Genomic DNA, 25678 nt, shown 5'->3' with positions numbered 1-25678 from the left:
TTACCCGGCCTCCCCCCACTCGCTGCCCGGCCTCCCCCTGCCACCGCCGTTCGACATCAGTGGCAGTGTTCGATCACATCTCCTTACAGTGGGGCAATGCGCACTGGTGAGCCCCTGCCCTCAGTGGGTGAGGTTCTCGCCGCTATCGGGACCGGCATCTGGCACTGGGACACGTCGATCCGGCAGGTCACGGTGGACGGCGAGGCCGCTCGGCTGCTGGGGCTGCCCGCGGAGCCGGCCACGCTCACCGAGGCCCAGACCCGGGCCCGGCTGCACCCCGTGGACTGGAACGAGATCACCGGGGTGATCCAGCTCGCCGTCGCCGAGGACACCCTCGCCGAGGTGCGGATCCGGATCATGGACGAGCAGGGCCGGATCATCCGGGTCGTACGCAGCCGCTCCAAGCCGTCCTTCGACCCCGTGAAGAAGGCCTACGAGCTCATCGGCACCCTTCAGGAGGTCACCGAGCCGACGCCGGGCACCCCGGCCGGGCGGCGGGCGGTCACCGGGGACTGGCGGCGCTCGCGGGAGGCGTTTCTGCTGGACGCGGGCCGGGCGCTGGCCGAGGCGCGGTCCACGGCGGAGGTGCTCCGGGTCGCGGCCGGGCTGTCGATGCCGGGGTTCTCCCCGGACGGGCTCGCCGTCTTCGGTGTGGAGGGCGACCGGCTGACGATCATCGGCCACCACGGGCAGGACGACGGCGACGAGGGACCGTTCTCGCACATGTCGCTGGCCACCGACTATCCGGCCGCCGAGGTGGTCCGTACCGGGCGGGCGGTGTATCTGTCCTCGCCGGAGCAGTACAAGGGCCGCTATCCGCTGACCTGGCCGCTCGCCGAGGGTTTTGGCCGCCAGTCCTGGGCGTTTCTGCCGCTGACGGTGGCCGGGCGCACGATGGGCGCGTGGATGGCCGCGTTCGGGTATCCGGTGGCGTTCACGCCGGACGAGCGGTCGGTGCTGACGACGGTGGCCCGGATGCTGGCGCAGGCCCTCACGCGGGCCGGTGCCGCCGAGTCGGAGCGGGAGCTGACCGACGGTCTCCAGCGCTCGATGCTGCCCACGCTGGGCCCGGAGATCCCCGGCATGAGCGTCGCCGCCCGCTATGTCCCGACCGGCGGCGGTCTCCAGGTCGGCGGCGACTGGTACGACATGATCCCGCTGCCCGGTGAGGGCGGCCGGTTCGCGCTGGTCATCGGGGACGTCCAGGGCCACGACGTGCGGGCGGCGGGTCTGATGGGCCAGCTGCGGACCGCGCTGCGCGCCTACGCCTCCGAGGGGCACCGCCCCGACGCGGTGCTCTCGCGCGCCTCCCGTTTTCTGCACGGCATCGACCGCGCGGAGGAGGAGTTCGGCGATCTGCGCTTCGCGACCTGTCTCTACGTGGAGGTGGACCCGGCGACCGGGCTGCTGGACATCGCGCGCGCCGGGCATCCGGACCCGGCGATCCGGATGGCCGACGGCACCGTGCTGAAGCGGGCCACGCCGGGCGGGCTGCCGCTGGGTATCGACCCTGACGCCGACTACCCCACCACCCGGATAGCCCTCCAGGCCGGCGAGACGTTGATGCTGTGCACGGACGGTCTGATCGAGACCGGGGGCCACGACCTGGAGACCGGCTGGCAGCGGATCCGGGCGATCCTGGAGAACCACCGGAGCGGTCTCGACGAGCTCGCCGACGCGCTGGTCCAGGCCGTGCACGGGCCCTCGTCGCACCACACCACCGGCCCGCTCGCGGACCGGCGCGAGGACGACATCGCGATACTGCTGCTGTGCCGGCAGGGCGAGGGCTGTGGTGGGGGCGAGCCGGTGGTACTGCGGCCGCGGACCCGACGCACGATGCTGACCGTGGCGCAGGCCGAGCCGGAGCGGATCGCCGTGGCCCGGCAGCAGTTGCGTGAGCTGCTGCACGACTGGTCGTCGGGGGACCAGCTGGACTCCGCCGTGCTGCTGGTGTCGGAGATGCTCACCAATGTGCTGGTGCACACCGACACCGATGCGCTGCTTGTCGCCGAGATCACCGGTGAACCGGGGGCGCGACGGATGCGGGTCGAGGTGACCGACGCGGGGGACGATCTGCCGCACAAGCGGCGGCCGGGGGAGCTGGCGTCGTCGGGGCGGGGGCTGGTGCTGATCGAGCTGCTCGCTCATGCGTGGGGGGTCGATCCTCGTGGTGAGGGGAAGAGCATCTGGTTCGAGCTGTACGAGGCGGAGGGCGAGGTCTCGCCGGACGGACATGGCGTCCTGGGTATCGCGCTGGAGGATCTGGACTGACGCCGGCACCTTCCGCGCCCGCGGACTCTCCGGCCGGGGTCCGGGTGCGGGTCCGATCGCGCAGTTCCCCGCGCCCCTAGGGAGTCACAACTCGGCCCTCCTGACCACGTTCCCCCGCGGGCCGGTGGGGGCCGATCGCGCAGTTCCCCGCGCCCCCAACGGCGTCGCCAGCCACCCCCGCCGAAAACCCGGCCCCCCTGACCGCATTCCCCGCGGGCCGGTGGGGGCCGATCGCGCAGTTCCCCGCGCCCCCAACGGCGTCACCGGCCACCCGCGCCGAAAACGCGGCCCTCCTCACCGCATTCCCCGCGGGCCGGTGGGGGCTTGGCGCGCAGTTCCCCGCGCCCCTGACGGTGTCACGGGCCGCCCCCGTCGAGAACTCGGCCCTCCTGATCGCCTGCCGCTGCGGGCCGGCGGGGTTGCTTTTAGGGGCGCGGGGAACTGCGCGACCAGCCACGACGGGCCCGAGGACGGACGACAACCCCGTCAGGGGCGCCGCTGGGCGGCGTGGGTCAGGGTGGGCCCTGGTTCGGGGGGGCGTAGTGGGCGCGGAGTTCGCTTGCTACTCCGAAGGCTGCGGCCGTCAGGGGTACCGCCAAGAGCATGCCGAGGATGCCGGCCACGGACGCGCCGCCGGTGATGGCGATCATCACGACCGCCGGATGCATCTGGACCGTGCGGCTCTGGATCACCGGTTGCAGGACGTGTCCTTCGAGGACCTGCACGGCGAGCACCACGCCGAGCGCCCACAGGGCGATGACCAGCCCCCGGTCGGCGAGCGCGACGAGGACCGCGACCGCGCCGGAGAGGAAGGCGCCCAGGTAGGGAATGTAGGCGCCGACGAAGACGAGCGCGCCGAGCCCCATGGCCCCGGGCACGTCCAGGATCAGCAGCCCGACGGTGATGCACACGGCGTCGATGAAGGCGATCACGGTCGTACCGCGCATAAATCCCTCGACGGCCTGGAACGCCCGCCGCGCCATCGCCTCGACCGTGTCCGCGGCCCGGCTCGGCGACATCGCGCGCAGCGCGTCCGCGGCCCGGTCGGAGTCGCGCAGGAAGAAGAAGACGAGCAGCAGCGCCAGTACGGCCATGGCGATGGTCTCGCCGACGACACTGACCCCGCTGATCACCCCGGAGGCCGCCGTACCGCCGAACTTGCCGAGCAGGTCCCGCGCGTTGGAGGCGACGTCGTCCAGGGAGGTGCCGGCCGCCCCGAAGTGGTCGGAGAGCGTCTTCGCGGCGTCCTTGAGCGAGGCGACGATCTGGTCGCCGGAGTCGATCAGCGCGGAGACCACGATGTACACGGCTCCGCCGACGACGGCGACCACGGCGACACAGGTGATCGCGGCGGCGAGCGAGCGCTGGACATGGACCTTGACCAGCCGCCGGTGCAGCGGCCCCAGCAACGCCGTGCCGAGCAGCGCGAGCAGCACCGGCACGACGGCCGTGCGCAGTTCGACGCAGAGCCTGACCCCGACGTAGAACACGCCTGCCACCAGCAGGATGACGAGGCACCAGGCGGCGAGACGGCGGACGGGGAGGGGGAGCAGGAGCACGGGTCCAGCGGACCACGCGCCCGGCGGGCTGTCCTGCGGTGGCGGACCGCGTGGGTGACGGGACGTCAGTCCGACGCCCCGTCACCCGGCCCCGCGGCAGGGCCGGTCAGCCCTGCGGGCCCTGCTCGGACATCCCGTGCACCGCGGGAACGGTGCCCAGGCGGCCCTTCTGGAAGTCCTCGAAGGCCTGCTGGAGCTCCTCACGGGTGTTCATGACGAACGGCCCGTAGTGCGCCATCGGCTCCCGGATCGGCTGCCCGCCCAGGAGGACGACCTCCAGGTCCGGCGTGTTCGCGTCCTGCCGCTCGTCCGCGCGGACGACCAGCGACGAACCCTCGCCGAAGACGGCGGTCTGGCCGACCTTGACCGGACGCCGCTCCGCGCCGACCGCGCCGCGCCCGGCGAGGACGTACGCCAGGCCGTTGAAGTCCTCGCGCCACGGCAGAGTGATCTCCGCGCCCGGCGCCAGCGTCGCGTGGATCATCGTGATCGGCGTGTGCGTGATGCCGGGGCCGGCGTGGCCGTCCAGCTCACCGGCGATGACCCGCAGCAGCGCGCCGCCGTCCGGGGAGGTCAGCAGCTGCACACTGCCGCCGCGGATGTCCTGGTAGCGCGGGGCCATCATCTTGTCCTTGGCCGGGAGGTTCACCCACAGCTGGAGGCCGTGGAAGAGGCCGCCCGAGACGACCAGGTGCTCCGGCGGCGCCTCGATGTGCAGCAGGCCGGAGCCCGCCGTCATCCACTGGGTGTCGCCGTTGGTGATGGTGCCGCCACCGCCGTTGGAGTCCTGGTGGTCGAAGATCCCGTCGATGATGTAGGTGACGGTCTCGAAGCCGCGGTGCGGGTGCCAGGGGGTGCCCTTGGGCTCACCCGGCGCGTACTCCACCTCGCCCATCTGGTCCATCATGATGAACGGGTCGAGGTGGCGGTAGTTGATCCCGGCGAACGCCCGGCGCACCGGAAATCCCTCGCCCTCGAAACCGCCAGGAGCGGTCGTGACGGCCAGCACGGGGCGCGCCACCGCGTCGGTGGGCGCGGTCACACGGGGCAGCGTCAGCGGGTTCTCGACGGTCACTGCGGGCATGGTCGGTACCTCCTTTGTACGCCTACTTTAGTTGAGCATTGAACTTCCTGCCACCCCTAACGGTGAAGGCCCGGAGGTCATTCCCTCCGGGCCTTCGGTTCAGCCGAGTTCCGCGGTGCTCACCGTCCGGCGCGGGCCTCCCACAGCTCCGGGAAGAAGCGATGCGCCGCGCGGGAGCGCAGATACGCCGCCCCCGAGCTGCCCCCGCTGCCCCGCTCCCCGCCCAACTGCCGTACGACGACCCCGACATGCCGCTCGCGCCAGCTCGCCCACGCCCGGTCGTACTCCAGGAGCGCCGCCGTCAGCTCGTCCGCCGGGCCGGCGTCCCCGGCCGCCATCCGGTCGTACGCCCGCATCCGCTCCGTACGGCTGCCGCACACCAGGCCCTCCGCGCCCAGCGCGGCGAGGAAGCCGTCCCACAGCGTCGGCTCCAGCAGCCGCCGGTCCAGCCGGGCCCGCTCGGCGGCCGTCAGCCACGCCCCGCGCCCGGCGTCGGCCACGTCCATCCGGCCCGACAGCGCCTCGATCTCGTGGAACTGCGCCGACTGCGCGCCGCTCGCCGTGCCGAGCGCGCCCCGGAACGCCCGGAAGTCGCCCGGCGCCATCGTGTCCAGCAGGTCGAGCGCCCCCAGCAGGGTCTGCGCGATCCGTCCGCAGCGCCGCATCCGCTCCACGGCCACGGCCGTCTCACCGGCGAGCATCCGGTCGCGGGCGTCGGTCAGTTCGGTCAGCAGGAGCTTGAAGTACAGCTCGTGGACCTGGTGCACGGCGATGAAGAGATGCTCGTCGTGGGCCGCGCCGCCGGCCCGGGGCGCCTGCTGGCCGAGCAGGGCCGGCAGCCGCAGATAGGCGGCGTAGGTGAGGGTCTCGGTGGCGGTGCTGCGGTTCATGGACGCTCCTCGTGCGTGGTCGTACGGGGTGCGGGGGTGTACGGGGTACGGGACCCGGGGTGGGTCCGGCGCCCTTGCGCCGGGGCGCCCACCGCCGACGTGCCCACCGTCGGGGTGCCGTCGGTCGTGGCGTCCGTGCCGTCGCCCAAGCCGTGCGCGGCGAACCGCTCCCGTGCGCCCGGCACGTCGAACACGCCGGCCGCGTCGCACATCCGCAGCGTGGCACGGGCCATCTCGTTCAGCCGCCGGCTGCCGGGCCCGGCGGCGTATGTGTCGTGCACGACCTGCCGGGCGGTGTCGTCGTCCAGCCCCGCCAGCCGCAGCGAACCGTGCACCGGGACGAGGTCCCAGGTCAGGGCGGCCTCGATCAGGGCGGGCAGGGCGGTGGCGGCGGCCGTGCGGTCGGCCGGGGACAGGCCGGTCCACAGTTCCCTGAAGAACTGGGCGAAGAACCGGTGGTGGCGGCCCTCGTCGCGGGCGTGGTCGCGCAGCAGGTCCCGTACGGGGGCGGCGACCGTCTCGTCGGCGGGGACCTCGTTCAGTACGGCGGTGATCAGGGTCTCGAAGACGACCGCCTGGAGCAGTTCCGCGAGCCGGGGTGCGCCGGGGAGACGGTCGCGGCCGGTCTCGCGGAGCCGCTCGACAAAACCGCCGTAGTCCCAGCCGGGGACCGGGATGCCGGTGACGGCCGCGATCTGGTCGGCCAGGTCGAGGCTGTAGAGGGCGTGGTAGCCCTCGTCGCAGTAGACCTTGAAGGCGTCCATCCGCAGGGCGGCGGACAGGGCCGGGCCACCGGCGCGGCCGTTGGCGATCGGCTCGGCGGCCGTGTTGACCACGCGGGTCTCCAGATGCGTGGTGGAGAGCAGGAACTGGTACAGGTGCCGCACGGTCAGCTCACGGACCCGCTCGGGCGGCAGGGCCCGTACGGCCTCGTGGCCGGCGTAGGGGACAAGCGCGGCCGGGAAGAGGACCCTGCCGTGCTCGGCGTCCTCGTGGAACATCCGGCGCACGCCGGTGCGGACGCCCGCCTGCTCATACCAGCGGTCGAGCGGACCCGGCGGTGTGAAGTCCCGCGCCACGAAGTCCCTCCTTCTGTCGGGTGCCGAGGAACCGGCCGAGCCGGGTCAGTGCCTCGCCGACCATGGCGGCGTCGAGGGTGTGGCAGACGCGGAACCAGCCGGGGCGCGGGGCGTGGAAGGCCTCGCCCGGCAGGATGCTGACGCGGGTGCGGTCGAGGATCGCCCGCCACAGCTCGCGCTCCGCGTCGAAGCCCGGGTCGGGTCCCGGCAGCCAGGCGCCGAGGTCGGCCCAGACCGAACAGCCCGCCTGCGCGGGGACGTACGGGATGCCGTGCGCGTCCAGCAGTGCCGTGGCGGCCTGGTAGGAGGCGCGGAGGCGGCGCCGGTTCTCGGCGAGGAACGCGGCGACCGTGCCGGGGTCGGCGAGCAGGTCGGCGAGGACGGCCTGGGTGTGGGTGGACAGCGGCGCGAAGTAGGCCAGCGCGCGGGCGGCGTCCCGGACCGCCGGGTCCGGGGTGTGCAGGACGCCCGCCTTGAGGCCGGGCAGCGCGAAGTCCTTGGCGAAGCCCCACACGGTGTGCACGCGGGGTCCGGCGAACTCGCGCAGGCCGACGAAGTGGCCGGGCCCGAACACCGACCCGGCGTAGATCTCGTCGGCGATCAGATCCACGTCGTACGCGGCCGCCGTGCGGGCCAGTTCCCGCAGGGTGGCGGGCGGATACACGGTCCCGGTGGGGTTGCCGGGCGAGGCCAGCGCGACCGCCCGGACCGGCGTCCCGTCCCGCCGCGCCGCGTCCAGCACCCGGCGCACGGCGGCCGGCGACAGCCCGTGCCCGTCGGCGGGGTCGGGCGGCGCGGGCAGCAGCCGGGCGCCGGACCGGCCGGCGAGATCGGTGTCGAAGGCCCCGTAGTACGGCGTCGGTACGACGATCCCGTCCCCGGGGTCGCACAGCGCCGTCGCGATCACGTCGAGCGCGGCGGTCGCCCCGGCGACGACGACGAGGTCCTCGGGGCAAACGCCACCGCCCAGATGCCGGGCGATCCGCTCCCGCAGCAGCGCGGTGCCGTACAGCGGGGCGTACCGCGTCCCGGCGTCCGTCAGCGGCGGCGGACGGTACGCGGCGTGCAGGTCGCCGAGCAGCCGGTTCTCTGCGGTACCGAGATTGAGAAACCCGTCGGGCCGCGACCGCGGCTCCCACGGATACGCCTCGGCCCGGAAGTGCGCCTCGGCGATGGCGGGAACACCGGCCACAAGCCCCCCGGCCTGCCGAGAAACCCTCCCCATGGCAACCGGGGCCGTCACCGGGCACCCCGCGCGGAACCGGACATCGGGGCAGTGGGGAGCGGCGGGGTACGGACGGGCGCCGGCCGTCCGGTGGCGGAGGGCGTCCGGGCCGGCGGGGCGTCCAGGACGGGGTCGGGCTCCGGCCGCCTGTCGGCCGGACCGCCCACCGGCACGCGATCGGCATCGCCTCCATGCCCCCCGTGCGTCAGCACCCCCGCCCCCGTCAGCAGCCCCGGGTGTGATCCCAGGCCCATCGACGCATCGATCACCGCTCCGTGCAGGACCGCCGAGCCGGGGCCGGAGAGCCACCAGGTCAGTTCGGCGATCTCCGCCGGGTGGATCAGGCGGCCTCGGGGCAGGGCGGCCTCCACGGCCGCCCTGCCCTCCGGGGTGAGGCCCGTGAGGGTGCTGGCCTCGAACATCGGTGTCTCCACGGCGCCGGGGCAGACGGCCACCACGTCCACGGGCTCGTGCGCCAGCTCCGCCGCCAGATGCCGGGTCAGATAGGCCAGCGCCGCCTTGCTCATGCCGTCCGCGATCCGGAACCCGGGAAAGGGCGCGACCCCGCCGCCCACGCTGGACACGTTCACGATCTTGCCGCCGCCCCGTGCGAGCATCCCCGGCAGCAGTTGCTGGACCAGCCACAGCGGCCCCACGGCGTTGATCTGGAGGAAGGCCGCGTCCCTGACGTGGTCGGGGCCGGGCACGTACGTCTCGACCGTCTTCGAGCCGACCGCCGCGTTGTTGACGAGCACGTCGACCGGTCCGGGCAGCTCGTCGAGCAGCCGTACGTGGTCGTCCCACTCGCCCTGCCGGAAGGCGAACGCCCGCACCGGCAGCGGACAGCTCCGCGCGAGCCGCGCGACCAGCTCCGCCGCCCGCCCGTGCCCCGAGTGATAGGTGAACCACACGTGGTCACCGGCCCTCGCGAACCGCTCCACACACGCCCGGCCGATCCCCGCCGAGCCTCCTGTGATCAGTACGTTCCGTGCAGCCGTCATCCGGGCCCCCAGCGCATGTGCCGGTCGATCGCCGTCACTCCACCGGAAATGTAGGGAGCGCGGGACGGTTCCGGCCCGTGGCGGGCCAGGACGAGGGGTACTACCAGACGTCCGCACGCCACCCGGCTCAAATGCGCGGCTCAGCCGTCACACAGGGAATCAAAAGATCACAAAGGCCACAGCGACCACAGTGGCCACAGAAACCTCCGGCGCCCCGGGAGCCCCAGCCCCACCCGTCAGCCGTCAGCCGTCACCCATCAGCCGTCAGCCGTACATCCTGCGCATCGCGAACTCGACCATCTGCTCGACCGCCTTCGCGTCGAAGACCATCCGGTGCTCGCCCTCCATGTCGAGGACGAAGCCGTAGCCGGTGGGCAGGAGGTCGATCACCTCGGAGCCGGTGATCACGAAGTACTTGGACTCCTTGCCCGCGTACCGCCGCAGTTCCTTGAGCGAGGAGAACATGGGGATGACCGGCTGCTGGGTGTTGTGCAGGGCGAGGAAGCCGGGGTTGTCGCCGCGGGGGCAGTACACCTTCGACGTGGCGAAGACCTGCTGGAAGTCCTCCGCCGGCATCTGCCCGGTGGTGAACGCGCGCACCGCGTCGGCGAGCGACGGCGGGGAAGGCTCCGGATACAGCGGCGGCTGCTGGCCGTAACCGCCTGCGCCGCCGGGCATCTGCTGCGGCTGGGCGTACTGCTGCCCGCCACCGTTGTCCATCGGCTGCCCGTATCCGTACATGCGCGCAAGCGTACCGAGCGGGCGGAGCGGTGTGGCGCCGTAGACCCTTCTCACACTTGGCCGAGTAGGGGTTGCGTCTTATTACCGACGGGTAGCATCATCGTAGGCAATTAGTTGGCATGTGAATTTGGGAGCGAGGAGTCTGTGCCTCGCCGGATCTCTCTCTACGGAGCCGTCGCCATGGGGCACTACAAGTCGAATCTCCGCGACATCGAGTTCAATCTCTTCGAGGTGCTCGGACGCGACAAGCTGTACGGCACCGGCCCGTTCGCGGAGATGGACACGGACACCGCCAAGAGCGTCCTCGAAGAGCTGACCCGGCTCGCGGAGAACGAGCTGGCGGAGTCCTTCGCGGACGCCGACCGGAACCCGCCGGTCTTCGACCCCGAGACGAACACCGCTCCGGTCCCGGAGTCCTTCAGGAAGAGCTACAAGGCCTTCATGGACTCGGAGTACTGGCGGCTGGGCCTGCCCGAGGAGATCGGCGGCACCACCGCGCCGCCCTCGCTGATCTGGTCGTACGCGGAGCTGATCCTCGGCGCCAACCCGGCCGTGTGGATGTACTGCTCCGGCCCGGCCTTCGCCGGCATCCTCTTCGACGAGGGCACCGAGCAGCAGAAGCACATCGCGCGGCTCGCGGTCGAGCGGACCTGGGGCTCCACGATGGTGCTGACCGAGCCGGACGCCGGCTCCGACGTCGGCGCCGGCCGTACCAAGGCCGTCCAGCAGGAGGACGGCTCCTGGCACATCGAGGGTGTGAAGCGCTTCATCACCTCCGGTGAGCACGACATGGAGGAGAACATCCTTCACTACGTGCTCGCGCGCCCCGAGGGTGCCGGGCCGGGCACCAAGGGCCTCTCCCTCTTCCTCGTGCCGAAGTACCTCTTCGACTTCGAGACCGGCGAGCTGGGCGAGCGCAACGGCGTCTACGCCACCAACGTCGAGCACAAGATGGGCCTGAAGGTCTCCAACACCTGCGAGATGACCTTCGGCGACCGCCACCCCGCCAAGGGCTGGCTGATCGGCGACAAGCACGACGGCATCCGCCAGATGTTCCGGATCATCGAGTTCGCCCGCATGATGGTCGGCACGAAGGCCATCTCGACGCTGTCGACGGGGTACCTGAACGCCCTGGAGTACGCCAAGGAGCGCGTCCAGGGCCCCGACCTGGCGAACTTCATGGACAAGGCCGCCCCCAAGGTCACCATCACCCACCACCCCGACGTCCGCCGCTCGCTGATCACGCAGAAGGCGTACGCGGAGGGCATGCGCGCCCTGGTGCTGCACACCGCGTCGGTGCAGGACGCCATCGCCGTCAAGGAGGCGACCGGCGAGGACGCCTCGACGGAGCACGCGCTCAACGACCTGCTCCTGCCGATCGTCAAGGGCTACGGCTCCGAGAAGGGCTACGAGCAGCTCGCGCAGTCGCTCCAGACCTTCGGCGGCTCCGGGTTCCTCCAGGAGTACCCGATCGAGCAGTACATCCGCGACGCCAAGATCGACACCCTGTACGAGGGCACCACCGCCATCCAGGGCCAGGACTTCTTCTTCCGGAAGATCGTCCGCAACCAGGGCGCCGCGCTGAACTCGCTCGCCGAGGACATCAAGAAGTTCCTGGCGCTGAGCACCGGCGGCGACGAACTGGCCGGCGCCCGCGAGCACCTGGCCAAGGCGGCCGTCGAACTGGAGGCGATCGTCGGGCAGATGCTCACCGACCTCGCGGCCACCGAGACGGACGTCAAGAACATCTACAAGGTGGGTCTGAACACCACCGGCCTGCTGATGGCCTCGGGCGACGTCGTCGTCGGCTATCTGCTGCTGCGCGGCGCCGCGGTCGCCGTCGAGAAGCTGCCGACGGCCTCCCAGCGGGACAAGGCGTTCTACACCGGCAAGATCGCGGCGGCGAAGTTCTTCGCGGCCAACGTCCTGCCGGGCGTCACCCTGGCCCGAAAGATCTCCGAGACCGTCGACCTCGACCTGATGGAACTGGACGAGAGCGCCTTCTAGGCCGAGTCCGCGGACACGACCCAGGTCCTCCCGGCAACCGCCCAGGTCCTTCGCACCGTCCTCACGAGGGCCCGCTCCCACCAAGGGAAGCGGGCCCTCGTACGTCGTTAAGGTGAACCCCATGAGCGAACCCCCCCGCCTCGATCGCGGCCACACCGAAGACCTGATGTCCTTCCTGGCGGCCGGGCCGTCGCCGTACCACGCCGTGGCGACCGTCGCCGAGCGGCTGGAGAAGGCCGGGTTCCGGCAGGTCGTGGAGACGGACGCCTGGGACGGCACGACCGGCGGCAAGTACGTGCTGCGCGGCGGCGCCGTCGTGGCCTGGTACGTCCCCGAGGGCGCCGCTCCGCACACCCCCTTCCGGATCGTCGGCGCGCACACGGACTCCCCCAACCTCCGTGTGAAGCCGCTCCCCGACAGCGGCTCCCACGGCTGGCGCCAGGTCTCCGTGGAGATCTACGGCGGCCCGCTGCTGAACTCCTGGCTGGACCGCGATCTGGGCCTGGCCGGCCGGCTCACCCTGCGCGACGGCTCGACCCGCCTGGTCAACATCGACCGGCCGCTGCTGCGAGTCCCCCAGCTCGCGATCCACCTCGACCGCTCGGTCTCCTCCGAGGGGCTCAAGCTCGACAAGCAGCGCCACCTTCAGCCGGTCTGGGGCCTCGGCGACAATGTGCGCGACGGCGATCTGATCGCCTTCCTCGAAGCGGAGTCCGGGCTGCCGGCCGGCTCCGCCGCGGGCTGGGACCTGATGCTGCACTCCGTGGAGGCCCCCGCCTACCTGGGCCGCGACCAGGAACTCCTCGCGGGCCCGCGGATGGACAACCTGCTCTCCGTGCACGCCGGTACGGCCGCGCTGACGGCCGTCGCGAGCAGCGGCGACGACCTGCCGTACATCCCGGTCCTCGCCGCCTTCGACCACGAGGAGAACGGCTCGCAGTCCGACACCGGGGCCGACGGCCCGCTGCTCGGCTCCGTCCTGGAGCGCTCGGTGCTCGCCCGCGGCGGCACCTTCGAGGACCGCGCCCGCGCCTTCGCCGGCACGGTCTGCCTCTCCTCCGACACCGGCCACGCCGTGCACCCCAACTACGCCGAGCGCCACGACCCGACGCACCACCCGCGGGTCAACGGCGGCCCGATCCTCAAGGTGAACGTCAACAACCGCTACGCCACGGACGGTTCGGGCCGCGCGATCTTCGCCGCCGCCTGCGAGAAGGCGGGTGTGCCCTTCCAGTCGTTCGTCTCCCACAACTCCATGCCCTGCGGCACCACCATCGGGCCCATCACCGCGGCCCGGCACGGCATCCGCACGGTCGACATCGGCGTCGCGATCCTGTCGATGCACAGTGCGCGCGAGCTGTGCGGGGTGGACGACCCGTATCTGCTGGGCAACGCCCTGGTGGCGTTCCTGGAGGGCTGAAGTCGCCGCCGCGCAGGTGATGTTGCCGACGGCGGCGCCGATGTGCCGGGCGGGGGTGCGGCATGACGGCCCGTCGGGCGGGTACCCGGTGCGGACCGGCAGCACCCGACCCGACAGGAGGCGACAGTCATGGGCCTCGGCGGTTGCATCATCCTCATCGCCGTGGGCGCGATCCTCGCGTTTGCGACGGACTGGGACATGGAAGGGGTCAATCTCGACCTCGTAGGTGTGATCCTCATGGCCGTCGGCCTCATCGGCGTGGCGACGTTCAGCAGCATCGCCCGACGCCGTCGGGTGGTCGTCCCACCGGCCACCCGGGTCGTCGACGAAGACCCCAACCGGCGTTACTGAACCCCGCCGGCCAGCGCGTGTCCCGTCGTCGCGTCCACGTGATCCGGGACCTCGTCATGGCGGTCGCCGACGCTGAGCGTCCCGGTGGGCTCGAACACCAGGATGGCGCTCGGGACGGGGGCGTACGGCTTGTGCTCGGTTCCGCGCGGCACGGTGAAGACCGATCCGCGGGGGAGCACAACCGTACGCTCGCCGTCCGCCTCTCTCAGCGCGATGTGCAGCTCACCCTCGATGACCAGGAAGAACTCGTCGGTGTCGGTGTGCACGTGCCACACGTGCTCGCCCTCGACCCGGGCGATACGGACGTCGTAGTCGTTGACGGCGGTGACGATGCGCGGGCTCCACAGATCACTGAAGGAGTCGAGGGCCCTGTCCAGGGCGATGGGTTCCATACGGTCATCGTCCGCCGTGGCGCCGTACGGGTACGAGTGCTAGAAATCGCACATGCCGCAAGGATCCTCGCAGCCCGCGCCTCGCGCCCTCCGGCCCGGCCGCCCGCACCGGGTGGCGGTGATCGTCGACGAGGGCACCAACCCCTTCGAGGTCGGTGTCGCGACCGAGCTCTTCGGACTCCCGCGCCCCGAACTGGGCCTGCCCGCCCCGCTCTACGACGTCACACTCTGCGCGCCGACGCCCCGGGTCCGGATGAACCACGGCTTCTTCACCCTGACGAACGTGGCCGGCCTGGACGCGGTGGACGACGCCGACACCCTGGTCGTGCCGGGCCGCCCGGACAACGTCGTCCCGCGCGGGCCGGCCGTCCGGGACGCCATCCGCCGTACGCACGCGCGCGGGGCGCGGGTCATGAGCTTCTGCACCGGCACGTTCGCGCTCGCCGAGGCCGGGGTGCTGGACGGCCGCCGGGCCACCACGCACTGGGGCTGGGTGGACTCCTTCCGCGCCCTGCACCCCGCCGTCGTCCTCGAACCGGACGTGCTCTTCATCGACGAGGGCGATCTGCTCACCGCCGCGGGCAGCGCCGCCGCGCTGGACCTGGGCCTGCACATCTGGCGGCGTGACCACGGCGCCGAGATCGCCAACGCCGTCTCGCGGCGGCTGGTGTTCGCCGCACACCGGGACGGCGGCCAGAAGCAGTTCGTGGAACGGCCCGTGCCGGACGTGCCCGACGAGTCGCTCGGACCGCTGCTGGTGTGGGCGCAGGAGCGCCTCGGCGACCCGCTGACGGTGGCCGACCTCGCCGCCCACGCGGCGGTCAGCCCCGCGACCCTGCACCGCCGCTTCCGCGCCCAGCTCGGCACTACCCCGCTGACCTGGCTGAACGGCGAACGCGTCGCCCTCGCGTGCCGGCTCATCGAGCGCGGTGAGGCCCGCCTCGACGTGGTGGCCGCACGCAGCGGGCTCGGTACGGCGGCGAACCTGCGCGCCCGGCTGCACCGCGAGACCGGACTCAGCCCCTCGGCCTACCGGCGGCGTTTCGGACCGGCGTCCGGGGAACCGCTCAGAACATGAGATTCCTCGTACGCGAACGGCTCCTCGGTTTCGGCGACGACTACTGGATCGAGGACGACCGCGGCAACAAGGCGTTCCTGGTCGACGGCAAGGCGATGCGGCTGCGGGACACCTTCGAGCTGAAGGACACACAGGGGCGGGTGCTGATCCACATCCGCGAGAAGATGTTCGCCCTGCGCGACACCATGCTGATCGAGCGCGGCGGCGAACCACTGGCCCGCATCCGCCGCAAACGCCTCTCGCTGCTGCGCAACCACTACCGGGTGAGCCTCGTCGACGGCACGGACCTCGACGTCAGCGGCAAGATCCTCGACCGGGAGTTCGCCGTCGAGTACGACGGAGAGCTCCTCGCGGTCATCTCCCGCCGCTTCCTCCACATCCGCGAGACCTACGGCGTCGACGTCGTCCGCGAAGACACGGACCCGGCCCTGCTGATCGCGGTAGCGGTCTGCGTCATCCAACTGGCGGAGAAGGAGGACGACGACTAGGCCGACCGCCGCTGCGGGCAGTCGTGCCGCTGGGGCGATGGCGATCCCCGCTTGAGCGAAGCCGAGAGGGGGAGGGTGGGCGCGGCGGCACCCCGTAGCGCCGGGTTGCGCAAACGCCCCCGCCCGCACCCCAGCGCCGGCCCGCCGAACACCGCCGCTCAGGTCACCCCGGCGCCGATACCCCCAGCACCCGATCCCGCAGCACAGGAAACTGCTCCCGCGTCCGACCGACAACCCCCGCATCGAACTCCACCCGGAGCACCTCCTCCCCGCCCCCGGCCTCCGCCAGCACCACCCCCCACGGATCCACCACGATCGAGTGCCCCGCCTGCGGAACCCCCGCATGCACCCCGGCCGTTCCACAGGCAAGCACGAACACCTGGTTCTCCACGGCCCGCGCCCGAGCCAGCAGCGTCCAGTGCTCCCGCCGCCGCTCCGGCCACCCCGCCGGAATCACCAGGGTCTGCGCCCCCGCGTCGACCAGCCCACGGAACATCTCGGGAAACCGGAGGTCGTAGCAGGTGGCCACCCCGACCACCGTCTCCGGCAGCCGTACGGTCACCAACTCCCGCCCCGCGCCCATCAGCACGGCCTCGCCCTTGTCGAAGCCGAAGCGGTGGATCTTGCGGTAGGCGGCGGCGAGTCCGCCGGAGGGGGAGAAGACGAGGGAGGTGTTGTAGAGCGGTCCTTCAGGGTCGCGCTCGGGAACCGACCCGGCGTGCAGCCACACGCCCGCGTCGCTCGCCGCCTTCGCCATGGCCTCGTACGTCGGCCCCTCCAGCGGCTCGGCCTCGCGGCCGAACTCCTCGTACGCGAAGGCCCCGGTGGTCCACAGTTCCGGCAGTACCACGAGGTCGGCGAGCCCGGCCTGTTCCCGTACCAGCGAAGCGACCCGCACCCGGCGCGATTCAACCGGTTCGTCCTCATCTACGGCGATCTGGAGGAGAGAAGCGCGCACACTACCACCGTCCTGGCATTCGAGTCGTCCACACGGGCCTACGATCGTCACACGAAAGCACTGCCGGGGTGACGCACAGCAGCGTAACTTGGGGGTCCCGCCGGTTCGAGCCCCGCCACGAACCGGGGGAGTCCGAGACGCCGCCGACAGCCACCTCCCACTGGCAATGCCGCCGCCAACTGCCCGTGTCAAGACCGCCGAGGGGTCCCGTTCCGTGAGTCTGCATCCCACCCTCCAGCCCTACGCCGACGCCTGGACCCACTCCATCGACGCGATATCCGAGCTGGTCCAGCCGCTCGTGGAGGGCGAGTGGAACCGGCGGACCCCGTGCCCGGGTTGGTCGGTCCGGGACGTCGTCTCCCATGTCATCGGGCTGAACAACGAGATGCTCGGCGACCCGCGCCCCATCCACACGCTCCCCCGGGACCTGTTCCACGTCACCAACGACCACCAGCGCTACATGGAGATGCAGGTCGACGTACGCCGTCACCACACGGCGCCGGAGATGACCTCCGAGCTGGAGTACACGGTGATCCGCCGCAACCGCCAGCTGCGCAACGAGTCGCGCGATCCCGGTACGAAGGTGCGCGGACCGCTCGGTGTCGACCGCACCCTCGAAGAGGCGATGCGCGGCCACGCGTTCGACATGTGGGTGCACGAACAGGACCTGCGCGCCGCGCTGGGCCGGCCCGGCAACCTCGACTCGCCCGGCGCGCACGTGGCACGGGACGTGCTGCTGGCCGCGCTTCCGGAGATCGTCGCCACCAAGGCGGACGCGCCGCGCAGTTCGGCGATCGTCTTCGACGTGCACGGCCCGGTCGAGTTCCTGCGCACGATCCGTGTGGACATCCAGGGCCGCGGCACCCTGGAAACGGCCCCCGCCCTGGGCCCGGCCGCCACCCTCACCCTCGACTGGGAGACCTACGTCCGCCTGGCCTGCGGCCGAGTCACCCCGGCAGCGGTCTCGGACCGCGTAAAGGCAGAGGGCGACCAGCAGTTGACGACGGCGATCCTGGCGAACTTCACGGTGACGCAGTAGCGGGGTCGCCGTTCAGTCCTTGCGGCAACGCCGGTTGCTTTCGGCCCGTCCGGCGTCACACAGGGACGTGGACCGTGGACACCCGGCTCGCGACCAGCCGCTCGCGCTCGCGCCGAGCGACCCGCCCCCGCAACCGCAGAATCTGGCTCACCCCAAGCGCCTGCAACACGAACACCGACGAGAACGCCACGGCATAGTCCCCGCCGGAGGCGTCAAGCAGCACACCCACCGCGAACAACGTCGTCATGGAGGCGACGAATCCCCCCATGTTCGTGATCCCGGACGCCGTCCCCTGCCGCTCCGGCGGATTCGCGGGCCGCGCGAAGTCGAAGCCGATCATCGACGCCGGCCCGCACGCGCCGAGCACCACGCACAGCGTGACCAGCAGCCACATCGGCGCGTGCGCGCCGGGCCAGAGCAGCGTCACGGCCCACAGCGTCGCGGTCGTACCGACCGTGCCGAGCGCGAGCGGCAGCCGCGCCCCGTGGTGCCGGGCGACGATCTGCCCATAGACGAGCCCGATCGCCATGTTGGAGAGGACGACCACGGTGAGCAGCGCGCCCGCGGTGCCGCGGCCGAGGCCCTGGGCCTCGACGAGGAAGGGCAGTCCCCACAGCAGCAGGAACACCATCGCGGGGAACTGCGAGGTGAAGTGGACCCAGAGCCCGAGCCGGGTCCCCGGTTCGCGCCAGGACGCGGCGATCTGCTTGCGGACGTAGGCAGCGCCGAGGTGCGGGAGGGGCTCGGGTTCGTGTCCCTCGGGGTGGTCCTTGAGGAAGACCAGCATGAGGACGAGCACCACCACACCGGCGAGGGAGCTCCCGGCGAACGCGGCGGTCCAGCCGATGCCGTGCAGCAGCGGGGCGAGGGCGAGCGTGGAGACAAGGTTGCCGGCCATGCCCACCAGCCCGGCGAGCTGCGCGACGAGCGGTACCCGCCGTGCGGGGAACCAGCGGCTGCCGAGCCGCAGCACACTGATGAAGGTCATCGCGTCCCCGCAGCCGAGCAGCGCGCGGGAGGCCAGGGCCGTGCCGTACGTCTGGGAGAAGGCGAAGCCGAGCTGTCCGGCGGTGAACAGCACCACACCGATGGTCAGCACCTTCTTGGTGCCGAGCCGGTCGACCAGCAGGCCGACGGGTATCTGCATACCGGCGTAGACCAGCAGCTGGAGGATGGAGAAGGTCGACAGGGCCGAGTCGTTGACGTGGAAGCGCTCGGCGGCGTCGAGTCCGGCGACCCCCAGGGACGTACGGAAGATGACGGCGACGAAGTAGACGGAGACGCCGATGCTCCACACGGCGACGGCACGCCGGCCGCCCGGTGGATCGCCCGGCAGGGATATGGCGGGCGGACCGGAGGAGGAGCTCACCGCACCTCACCCCGGGCCAGGTGGGAGAACCATCCGACGTGCCGGTGGACGACCCCGACGGCGGCCTCGGCGTCGCCGGAGCTGAGCGCCCGCAGGATCTCCTCGTGCTCGGCGAGGGTCTTGGCGATCCGGTCGGGGTGGGAGTGCATCACGGCGACGCCCATCCGCAGCTGCCGGTCGCGCAGCTGGTCGTAGAGCCGGTTGAGGATCGCGTTGCCGCCGCTGCGGACGATCTCGGCGTGGAAACAGCGGTCGGTGACGGCGGCGCCCGCGAGGTCACCTGCCTCGGCCTGCTCCTTCTGCTGCGCGAGCAGCTCCTCCAGGCGCTCGATGAGGCCGGGCGGCGCGGGTACGGCCTTGCGCGCGGCGTGCTCCTCGACCAGCAGCCGGGTCTCGACGACGTCGGCGATCTCCTGCGCGGAGACGGGCAGGACCAGGGCGCCCTTCTTGGGGTAGAGCTTGATCAGCCCTTCGACCTCCAGGCGCAGCAGCGCCTCGCGCACCGGTGTGCGGGACACCCCGACGGCGTGTGCCAGCTCTCCCTCGGTGAGCAGTGCGCCGCCCTCGTAGCGCCGCTCCAGGACGCCCTGCTTGACGTGGGTGTAGACGCGGTCGGCGGCGGGGGGCTGTTTCACGGCGACGGAGGGCATGCCCACAGGATAGATACATCACGTACGCATGAGGCAGTCCTGTCCCAGGATCCGGACGTGCCACGCGTCACCCGCGTCCCTCGGGCCTCCCGGGTCCCTCCTTCTTCAGATTTCCGCATGATCCGCGCAACCATTGCCGGTCCTTACATGTCTCACACATGCGGCCCGCTTCACCGCCGCCAACTCGGGCCTGACAACAGGGGCATTCAACTTAATCGGGGTACCTCACTTGATAACCGGCATTCAAGGCACCAGGATCCGCAGAGCCGCCGCTGTCACCGTGACCGCCGGCGCCATGCTCGCGGCCGGGGCCTTCTCCGCGGCACCGGCGCAGGCCGTCGCCACGCCCACGATCGTCGCCAAGGGCGGCTACGTGATGAACAACGCCAACGGCTCGACGCTGTACACCAAGGCCGCGGACACCAAGCGTTCCACCGGCTCGACCACCAAGATCATGACGGCCAAGGTGGTGCTGGCGCAGCCGAACCTCAACCTGGACGCCAAGGTCACGGTCCAGAAGGCGTACAGCGACTACATCGTCAGGAACACGGCGTCGTCGGCGCGGCTGATCGTCGGTGACAAGGTCACCGTCCGCCAGCTGCTCTACGGCCTGATGCTGCCCTCCGGCTGCGACGCGGCGTACGCGCTGGCCGACAAGTTCGGCAGCGGTTCGACGCGGGCGGCGCGCGTGAAGTCGTTCATCGGCAAGATGAACACCACGGCGAAGCAACTCGGCATGAAGAACACCAAGTTCGACTCGTTCGACGGCATAAGCAACGGCTCGAACTACTCGACGCCGCGCGACCTGACAAAGCTCGCGAGCAGCGCGATGAAGAGCTCGACCTTCCGCGCGGTCGTCAAGACGAAGACGACGAAGCAGAAGGTCACCACGAAGAGCGGCGGCTACCGCTACTACACGTGGGAGAACACCAACACGCTGCTCAGCAACTACAGCGGCACCATCGGCGTGAAGACCGGCTCCGGCGCCCAGGCCAAGTACTGCCTGGTCTTCGCCGCCACCCGCAACGGCAAGACCGTCATCGGTACGGTCCTCACCTCCACGTCCGGCCCCCAGCGCGAGGCCGACGCGAAGAAGCTCCTCAACTACGGCTTCGCCCGCCTGGGCTGAACCCGCCACGGGCCCGCCCACACTGGCGGCGGGCCCAACGGCGATTCACAGGCCCCGCGCAAGCGAATCCGATGATCTTCCCTCGCATAAGTGAACATCGTTAGGTCGGCTGGCATATTCGATTTCCTCCGCCCTAGGTTCCGCTGCGGAGGTGGTTCGAATGAACGAACCGAGCAAGCGACCCCACACGGGTGAACAGCACGACGCGATCGACATCAGCGACTTCGTGTACGCGGCGACGGGAGCCAGGGTCCGGCGGTTGACGATGCCGGACGGAGCCCACTGGTTCCCGGCGGTGGATGTCTGCAAGCAGTTGGGACACAGCAACTCCCGGCAGGCACTCTCAGATCATGTCCCGGACGCCCATCGAGAGACACTCGAGACTGTAACTGGAGCTTACGGTCTCAGCGTTCCCGCAGGTAGGGAGTGGCGCCGAGACATGAATGTCATCTCTCTCCAGGGCCTCATCCTGCTCGTCAACGCCTGTACAAAACCCGCCTGCGCGCCTTTCAAGCAGTGGGCCGCGGAAGTCATCGAGACCGTGCAGCGCGAGGGTTCCTACTCCCTCGAAGAGGCCGAGGTGCAGCCCACCGGGCCGGGTGCGCCCATCGCGTACGCCATGCCGGAACAGGTCGCCGAGGCCATCGTCCGGCTTGAGGAGCGCAACCTCCGGGCGGACGAGGACCTCGCGGTCGCACAGCAGGAGTCGCTCTCGGTGCAGAAGGAGATGCTGGCGATGCAGCGCGAGACGCTCACCGCCCAACAGGCCATGGCGGAGGCCATGGAGCGCATCGCGAGCCGACTGGACACCCTGGCCGGCGTGCGGGCGACACCCACCGAGCCGGCCTCGTGCCCGACCACGGAGTCGGTGCTGGCCGACTGGCGGCGGCGGTTGTCCGTGACCGAGGACGTCTGGACGGTGGCCGTCGTCATCGCCCCGGTCCTGGTCGAGCAGGGCGAGCTGCGTCAACCGCTCGAATCCATCGCCGCCCGAACGGGTCTGACCGTCCACCGCGTCAACGAGTGCCTGCGGCTGCTGCGCAAGCACGCCTGCATCCGTTCGCGGGGCGCGGCGGACGACGGAGCGCCGGTGTACGTGCTGAACCAGCCCTGATTCATGGGCTGGTGACAGGAAGAAGGGGTGTCGCAAACCGAGATTGCGGCACCCCTTCTTCCTTTTCAACCTATCTCGTCGGGCGGCCTCACGCCCAGGTGATCAGCCGCTTCGGCTGTTCCAGGACGGCTGCCACGTCCGCCAGGACCTTCGAGCCGAGCTCGCCGTCGACCAGGCGGTGGTCGAAGGAGAGCGCCAGTGTGGTGACCTGACGGGGCTTGACCTTGTTCTTGTGGACCCACGGCTGGAGCCTGATCGCGCCGACCGCGAGGATCGCCGACTCGCCCGGAGGCAGGATCGGCGTACCCGTGTCGATGCCGAAGACGCCCACGTTGGTGATCGTCACCGTGCCGCCCTGCATCGCCGCCGGTGACGTCTTGCCGTCGCGGGCGGTCGCCACCAGCTCGCTGAGCGCGTCGGCCAGCTGCGGCAGGGTCTTGTCGTGCGCGTCCTTGATGTTCGGGACGATCAGGCCGCGCGGTGTGGCCGCCGCGATGCCCAGGTTCACGTAGTGCTTGACCACGATCTCCTGGTTGGCCTCGTCCCAGGACGCGTTGACGTCCGGGTTGCGCCGGACCGCGACCATCAGGGCCTTCGCGATCAGCAGGAGGGGGTTCACGCGTCGGCCCGCGAACTCCTTGTCCTCCTTCAGCTCCTCCACCAGCCGCATCGTGCGCGTCACGTCCACCGTCACGAACTCCGTGACATGCGGCGCCGTGAACGCCGAACCGACCATCGCCGCCGCCGTCGCCTTGCGCACCCCCCGCACCGGGACCCGGGTCTCGCGCGAGGCGTCGAAGGAGGAGGGCGCGGGCGGAGCGGACGGCCGCACGACCTGCGTCTGCGGCGCGGCCGCGGACTCGGCCTTCGTCTCGGCCTTCGTCTCCGGCTTCGGGGTGGCCGCCGCTTGGACGTCCTCCCGCGTGATGATGCCGTCCGGACCCGACGGGACCACCGTCGCCAGGTCGACGCCCAGGTCCTTGGCGAGCTTGCGCACCGGGGGCTTGGCCAGCGGGCGTTCACCTGCCACCGGAGCGGGCGCCGCGGGGGCGGGCGCCGGCTGGGACGCCGGCGGCGCGGCCTCCGTCACCTGCGCGTGGCCGTTCAGTTCCGCCTGGACGGCCGCCGCGTACTGCTGCTGCGGCACCTCCTCGGCGTTCTTGCGGGGGCGGCGGCGCGTCGACGTCGTCGCCACTCCGTAGCCCACGAGCACCGGCTGGCGGCCCTCCGGCTTGGCCTCGGCGACGGGCGCCTCCGCCACGGGCGCCTTCGCCGCGGGAGCAGTCGCCGCGGGAGCAGTCGCCACGGGAGCCGTCGCCACCGGCGCCTCGGCGGCGGGTGCCGACGCGGCCGGGGCCGCACCTCCCGCCACGTCCACCGCGATGATCGCCGTACCCACGTCCACCGTCGTGCCCTCGGGGAAGCGGAGTTCGCGGACCACACCGTCGTAGGGGATGGGGAGTTCCACCGCGGCCTTGGCGGTCTCGACCTCGCACACCACCTGGCCGTCGGTCACCGTGTCGCCGGGCTGCACGTACCACTTGAGGATCTCGGCCTCGGTGAGTCCCTCGCCCACATCGGGCATCTTGAACTCGCGTACGGACCCTTCGGTCATCGTCGTCACGACCCTCTCCTCAGTACGCCAAGGCGCGGTCGACGGCGTCGAGCACCCGGTCCAGGCCCGGCAGGTACTCCTCCTCCAGGCGCGCGGGCGGGTACGGGGCGTGGTAGCCGCCGACCCGGAGCACCGGGGCCTCCAGGTGGTAGAAGCAGCGCTCCGTGATCCGGGCGGCGATCTCCGCGCCCGAGCCGAAGAACACCGGCGCCTCGTGGACCACGATCAGCCGGCGGGTCTTCTCCACCGACGTCTGGATCGAGTCGAAGTCCAGCGGCGACACCGAGCGCAGGTCGAGGATCTCCAGGGACCTGCCCTCCTCCGCCGCGACGTCCGCGACCTCCTGGCAGAGCTTGACCATGGGGCCGTAGGCCGCGAGCGTCACGTCGGTGCCCTCGCGGACCACCCGGGCCTTGTGCAGCGGGCCGGGGATCGCCTCCGTGTTGACCTCGGCCTTGTCCCAGTAGCGCCGCTTGGGCTCGAAGAAGATCACCGGGTCGTCGCTCTGGATGGCCTGCTGCATCATCCAGTACGCGTCGGACGCGTTGGACGGCGAGACCACCTTCAGGCCCGCCACGTGCGCGAAGAGCGACTCCGGGGACTCCGAGTGGTGCTCGACCGCGCCGATCCCGCCGCCGTACGGAATGCGTACGACGACCGGCATCTTGATCTTGCCCAGCGAGCGCGCGTGCATCTTCGCGAGCTGGGTGACGATCTGGTCGTAGGCCGGGAAGACGAAGCCGTCGAACTGGATCTCCACCACGGGGCGGTAGCCGCGCAGGGCCAGGCCGATCGCGGTGCCGACGATGCCGGACTCGGCGAGCGGGGTGTCGATGACACGGCTCTCGCCGAAGTCCTTCTGGAGCCCGTCCGTCACGCGGAAGACGCCGCCGAGCTTGCCGACGTCCTCGCCCATGATCAGGACCTTGGGGTCCGCCTCCAGCGCCGTGCGCAGCGACTCGTTGATCGCCTTGGCCAGGGCCAGGTTCTTGATCGTCACAGCCTCAGCCATCTCAGACCTCCCCTGCGTCGGCGAACGACGCCTGATACGCGGCGAACTGGGCGCGCTCCTCGTCGACGAGCGCGTGCCCGTCCGCGTACACGTTCTCGAAGATGGCGAAGTGGTCCGGGTCGGGCATGGCGCGGACCGCTTCACGCACTCGCCTGCCCAACGCCTCGCTCTCCGTCTCCAGTTCCGCGAAGAATCCCTCGTCCGCGTGGTTTGCGGACTCCAGGTACCGGCGCAGGCGCAGGATCGGGTCCTTGGCCTCCCAGGACTCGCGCTCCTCGTCGGCCCGGTACTTGGTCGGGTCGTCGGAGGTGGTGTGCGCGCCCATGCGGTACGTGTACGCCTCGACCAGCGTGGGGCCCTCGCCGTTGCGGGCCCGCTCCAGGGCCCAGCGGGTGACCGCGAGGCTCGCGAGGACGTCGTTGCCGTCGACGCGGACGCCCGGGAAGCCGTAGCCCTGTGCGCGCTGGTAGAGCGGGACGCGGGTCTGCTTCTCGGTGGGCTCGGAGATCGCCCACTGGTTGTTCTGGCAGAAGAACACCACCGGCGCGTTGTAGACCGCGGAGAAGGTGAACGACTCGGCCACGTCACCCTGGCTGGAGGCGCCGTCGCCGAAGTAGGCGATGACCGCCGAGTCCGCGCCGTCCTTGGCGACGCCCATCGCGTAGCCGGTGGCGTGCAGGGTCTGGGAGCCGATGACGATCGTGTAGAGGTGGAAGTTGTTGCCGCCCGGGTCCCAGCCGCCGTTGTTCACGCCGCGGAACATGCCGAGCAGATTGGTCGGGTCGACGCCGCGGCACCAGGCGACACCGTGCTCGCGGTAGGTCGGGAAGACGTAGTCGTCGTCGCGCAGGGCGCGGCCGGAGCCGATCTGGGCGGCCTCCTGGCCGAGCAGCGACGCCCACAGGCCCAGCTCGCCCTGACGCTGGAGGGAGGTGGCCTCCGCGTCGAAGCGGCGGGTGAGCACCATGTCGCGGTACAGGCCGCGCAGCTCGTCCGGGGTGATGTCGGCGACGAACTTCTCGTAGGCCGCGTTCGCCGCGTTGTCCGCGGTCTTGACGCGTTTGCCCTCGGGTGTCAGCAACTGCACCAGTTCGGGCTCGGTTCCCGGTGACTTCCGGGTTGATCGCTTACCGGCCGTGCTCTTGGTACCGGCGCTGCGTCGCGGCTTGGGCGCGGCAGTGCTCTCCACGGTCACGTGTGCTCCTC

Annotated in this window: 23 protein-coding genes; 9 read left to right on the top strand and 14 right to left on the bottom strand. The window is 71.2% G+C overall.

The genetic code is table 11. The features are described from left to right. The first annotated feature begins 96 nt into the window (after window positions 1-96). Window positions 97-2271: a SpoIIE family protein phosphatase gene (locus ACIQAC_RS09835; protein WP_402188731.1), complete on the top strand. Its 2175-nt coding sequence runs from the start codon at window positions 97-99 to the stop codon at window positions 2269-2271. Window positions 2272-2783: 512 nt separating this feature from the next. Here ACIQAC_RS09835 and ACIQAC_RS09830 read toward each other — a convergent pair. From ACIQAC_RS09830 to ACIQAC_RS09800, 7 genes are all read right to left on the bottom strand, one after another. Next, window positions 2784-3830 carry an AI-2E family transporter gene (locus ACIQAC_RS09830; protein WP_402188729.1) on the bottom strand — a complete coding sequence of 349 codons (1047 nt, stop codon included), beginning with the start codon at window positions 3828-3830 and terminating at the stop codon, window positions 2784-2786. A 106-nt stretch (window positions 3831-3936) separates the two neighbouring features. Next, entirely contained in the window at window positions 3937-4914 is a 978-nt protein-coding gene (locus tag ACIQAC_RS09825) for a pirin family protein (protein WP_402188727.1), read from the bottom strand. 119 nt (window positions 4915-5033) lie between these two features. Next, on the bottom strand, window positions 5034-5804 hold the full coding sequence (locus tag ACIQAC_RS09820; RefSeq protein WP_402188725.1) for a tryptophan 2,3-dioxygenase family protein: 771 nt from the start codon (window positions 5802-5804) through the stop codon (window positions 5034-5036). After that, complete coding sequence (locus tag ACIQAC_RS09815) at window positions 5801-6883, bottom strand: diiron oxygenase (protein ID WP_402188723.1); 1083 nt, start codon at window positions 6881-6883, stop codon at window positions 5801-5803. Before ACIQAC_RS09815 ends, ACIQAC_RS09820 begins: the two co-directional genes overlap by 4 nt. After that, window positions 6837-8075: an aminotransferase class I/II-fold pyridoxal phosphate-dependent enzyme gene (locus ACIQAC_RS09810; RefSeq protein WP_402188721.1), complete on the bottom strand. Its 1239-nt coding sequence runs from the start codon at window positions 8073-8075 to the stop codon at window positions 6837-6839. The genes ACIQAC_RS09815 and ACIQAC_RS09810 overlap by 47 nt, the downstream gene beginning before the upstream one ends. Window positions 8076-8122: 47 nt before the next feature. Continuing rightward, window positions 8123-9109: an SDR family NAD(P)-dependent oxidoreductase gene (locus tag ACIQAC_RS09805; RefSeq protein ID WP_402188719.1), complete on the bottom strand. Its 987-nt coding sequence runs from the start codon at window positions 9107-9109 to the stop codon at window positions 8123-8125. Between the two features lie 264 nt (window positions 9110-9373). After that, complete coding sequence (locus ACIQAC_RS09800; protein ID WP_402188717.1) at window positions 9374-9850, bottom strand: SseB family protein; 477 nt, start codon at window positions 9848-9850, stop codon at window positions 9374-9376. A 180-nt stretch (window positions 9851-10030) separates the two neighbouring features. Here ACIQAC_RS09800 and ACIQAC_RS09795 point away from each other — a divergent pair, with 180 nt between their 5' ends. The 3 genes from ACIQAC_RS09795 (at window position 10031) to ACIQAC_RS09785 (ending at window position 13628) form a co-directional block, all read left to right on the top strand. After that, window positions 10031-11857 carry an acyl-CoA dehydrogenase gene (locus tag ACIQAC_RS09795; protein ID WP_402188716.1) on the top strand — a complete coding sequence of 609 codons (1827 nt, stop codon included), beginning with the start codon at window positions 10031-10033 and terminating at the stop codon, window positions 11855-11857. 121 nt (window positions 11858-11978) lie between these two features. Beyond that, window positions 11979-13277 (top strand): M18 family aminopeptidase, encoded by a 1299-nt coding sequence (locus ACIQAC_RS09790; RefSeq protein ID WP_402188714.1) that lies wholly within the window; start codon window positions 11979-11981, stop codon window positions 13275-13277. A gap of 129 nt (window positions 13278-13406) precedes the next feature. Next, window positions 13407-13628: a DUF6458 family protein gene (locus ACIQAC_RS09785; protein WP_402188713.1), complete on the top strand. Its 222-nt coding sequence runs from the start codon at window positions 13407-13409 to the stop codon at window positions 13626-13628. Here the strand turns inward: ACIQAC_RS09785 and ACIQAC_RS09780 are convergent. Next, entirely contained in the window at window positions 13622-14020 is a 399-nt protein-coding gene (locus ACIQAC_RS09780) for a cupin domain-containing protein (RefSeq protein WP_402188711.1), read from the bottom strand. The two genes, ACIQAC_RS09785 and ACIQAC_RS09780, sit on opposite strands and share 7 nt — an antisense overlap. A 52-nt stretch (window positions 14021-14072) precedes the next feature. On the opposite strand from ACIQAC_RS09780, the gene ACIQAC_RS09775 reads away from it, so the two are divergent. After that, a complete protein-coding gene (locus ACIQAC_RS09775; protein WP_402188709.1) occupies window positions 14073-15098 on the top strand; it encodes a helix-turn-helix domain-containing protein in 1026 nt (341 codons plus the stop codon). Continuing rightward, a complete protein-coding gene (locus ACIQAC_RS09770; protein ID WP_402188707.1) occupies window positions 15095-15586 on the top strand; it encodes an LURP-one-related/scramblase family protein in 492 nt (163 codons plus the stop codon). Before ACIQAC_RS09775 ends, ACIQAC_RS09770 begins: the two co-directional genes overlap by 4 nt. Before the next feature lie 163 nt (window positions 15587-15749). On the opposite strand, the gene ACIQAC_RS09765 is transcribed toward ACIQAC_RS09770, so the two are convergent. Continuing rightward, the gene (locus tag ACIQAC_RS09765) at window positions 15750-16544 is read right to left on the bottom strand and encodes a carbon-nitrogen family hydrolase (RefSeq protein WP_402188705.1); all 795 of its coding nucleotides are present in this window, start codon (window positions 16542-16544) and stop codon (window positions 15750-15752) included. Window positions 16545-16758: 214 nt separating this feature from the next. Between ACIQAC_RS09765 and ACIQAC_RS09760 the strand changes: the two genes are divergently transcribed. Beyond that, window positions 16759-17583 (top strand): maleylpyruvate isomerase family mycothiol-dependent enzyme, encoded by an 825-nt coding sequence (locus tag ACIQAC_RS09760; protein ID WP_402188703.1) that lies wholly within the window; start codon window positions 16759-16761, stop codon window positions 17581-17583. Between the two features lie 55 nt (window positions 17584-17638). On the opposite strand, the gene ACIQAC_RS09755 is transcribed toward ACIQAC_RS09760, so the two are convergent. Next, complete coding sequence (locus tag ACIQAC_RS09755) at window positions 17639-18952, bottom strand: nitrate/nitrite transporter (RefSeq protein ID WP_402188701.1); 1314 nt, start codon at window positions 18950-18952, stop codon at window positions 17639-17641. Further along, entirely contained in the window at window positions 18949-19602 is a 654-nt protein-coding gene (locus ACIQAC_RS09750) for a GntR family transcriptional regulator (protein WP_402188699.1), read from the bottom strand. Before ACIQAC_RS09750 ends, ACIQAC_RS09755 begins: the two co-directional genes overlap by 4 nt. Window positions 19603-19831: 229 nt before the next feature. On the opposite strand from ACIQAC_RS09750, the gene ACIQAC_RS09745 reads away from it, so the two are divergent. Together ACIQAC_RS09745 and ACIQAC_RS09740 are read left to right on the top strand one after the other, a co-directional pair. Next, the gene (locus tag ACIQAC_RS09745; RefSeq protein WP_402188697.1) at window positions 19832-20731 is read left to right on the top strand and encodes a D-alanyl-D-alanine carboxypeptidase family protein; all 900 of its coding nucleotides are present in this window, start codon (window positions 19832-19834) and stop codon (window positions 20729-20731) included. A gap of 160 nt (window positions 20732-20891) precedes the next feature. Next, window positions 20892-21845, top strand: a complete 954-nt coding sequence (locus tag ACIQAC_RS09740; protein ID WP_402188695.1) for a Bro-N domain-containing protein — start codon at window positions 20892-20894, stop codon at window positions 21843-21845. A gap of 88 nt (window positions 21846-21933) precedes the next feature. Here the strand turns inward: ACIQAC_RS09740 and ACIQAC_RS09735 are convergent, their stop codons facing one another. Genes ACIQAC_RS09735 through pdhA form a run of 3 tightly spaced genes read right to left on the bottom strand, consistent with a single transcriptional unit; the run spans window position 21934 to window position 25667 of the window. Continuing rightward, window positions 21934-23469, bottom strand: a complete 1536-nt coding sequence (locus ACIQAC_RS09735) for a dihydrolipoamide acetyltransferase family protein (RefSeq protein ID WP_402188693.1) — start codon at window positions 23467-23469, stop codon at window positions 21934-21936. A gap of 10 nt (window positions 23470-23479) precedes the next feature. Beyond that, the gene (locus ACIQAC_RS09730; protein WP_402188692.1) at window positions 23480-24472 is read right to left on the bottom strand and encodes an alpha-ketoacid dehydrogenase subunit beta; all 993 of its coding nucleotides are present in this window, start codon (window positions 24470-24472) and stop codon (window positions 23480-23482) included. A gap of 1 nt (window position 24473) precedes the next feature. Beyond that, window positions 24474-25667, bottom strand: coding sequence for a pyruvate dehydrogenase (acetyl-transferring) E1 component subunit alpha (gene pdhA / locus ACIQAC_RS09725; protein ID WP_402188690.1), 1194 nt, complete (start codon window positions 25665-25667; stop codon window positions 24474-24476). Between the last annotated feature and the right edge of the window lie 11 nt (window positions 25668-25678).

Origin of the sequence: Streptomyces sp. NPDC088387 (assembly GCF_044753385.1) — a bacterium.
Lineage (GTDB): Bacteria > Actinomycetota > Actinomycetes > Streptomycetales > Streptomycetaceae > Streptomyces.
The sequence above is the reverse complement of the archived record's forward strand: the minus strand, read 5'-3'. Positions and strand labels throughout refer to the sequence as shown.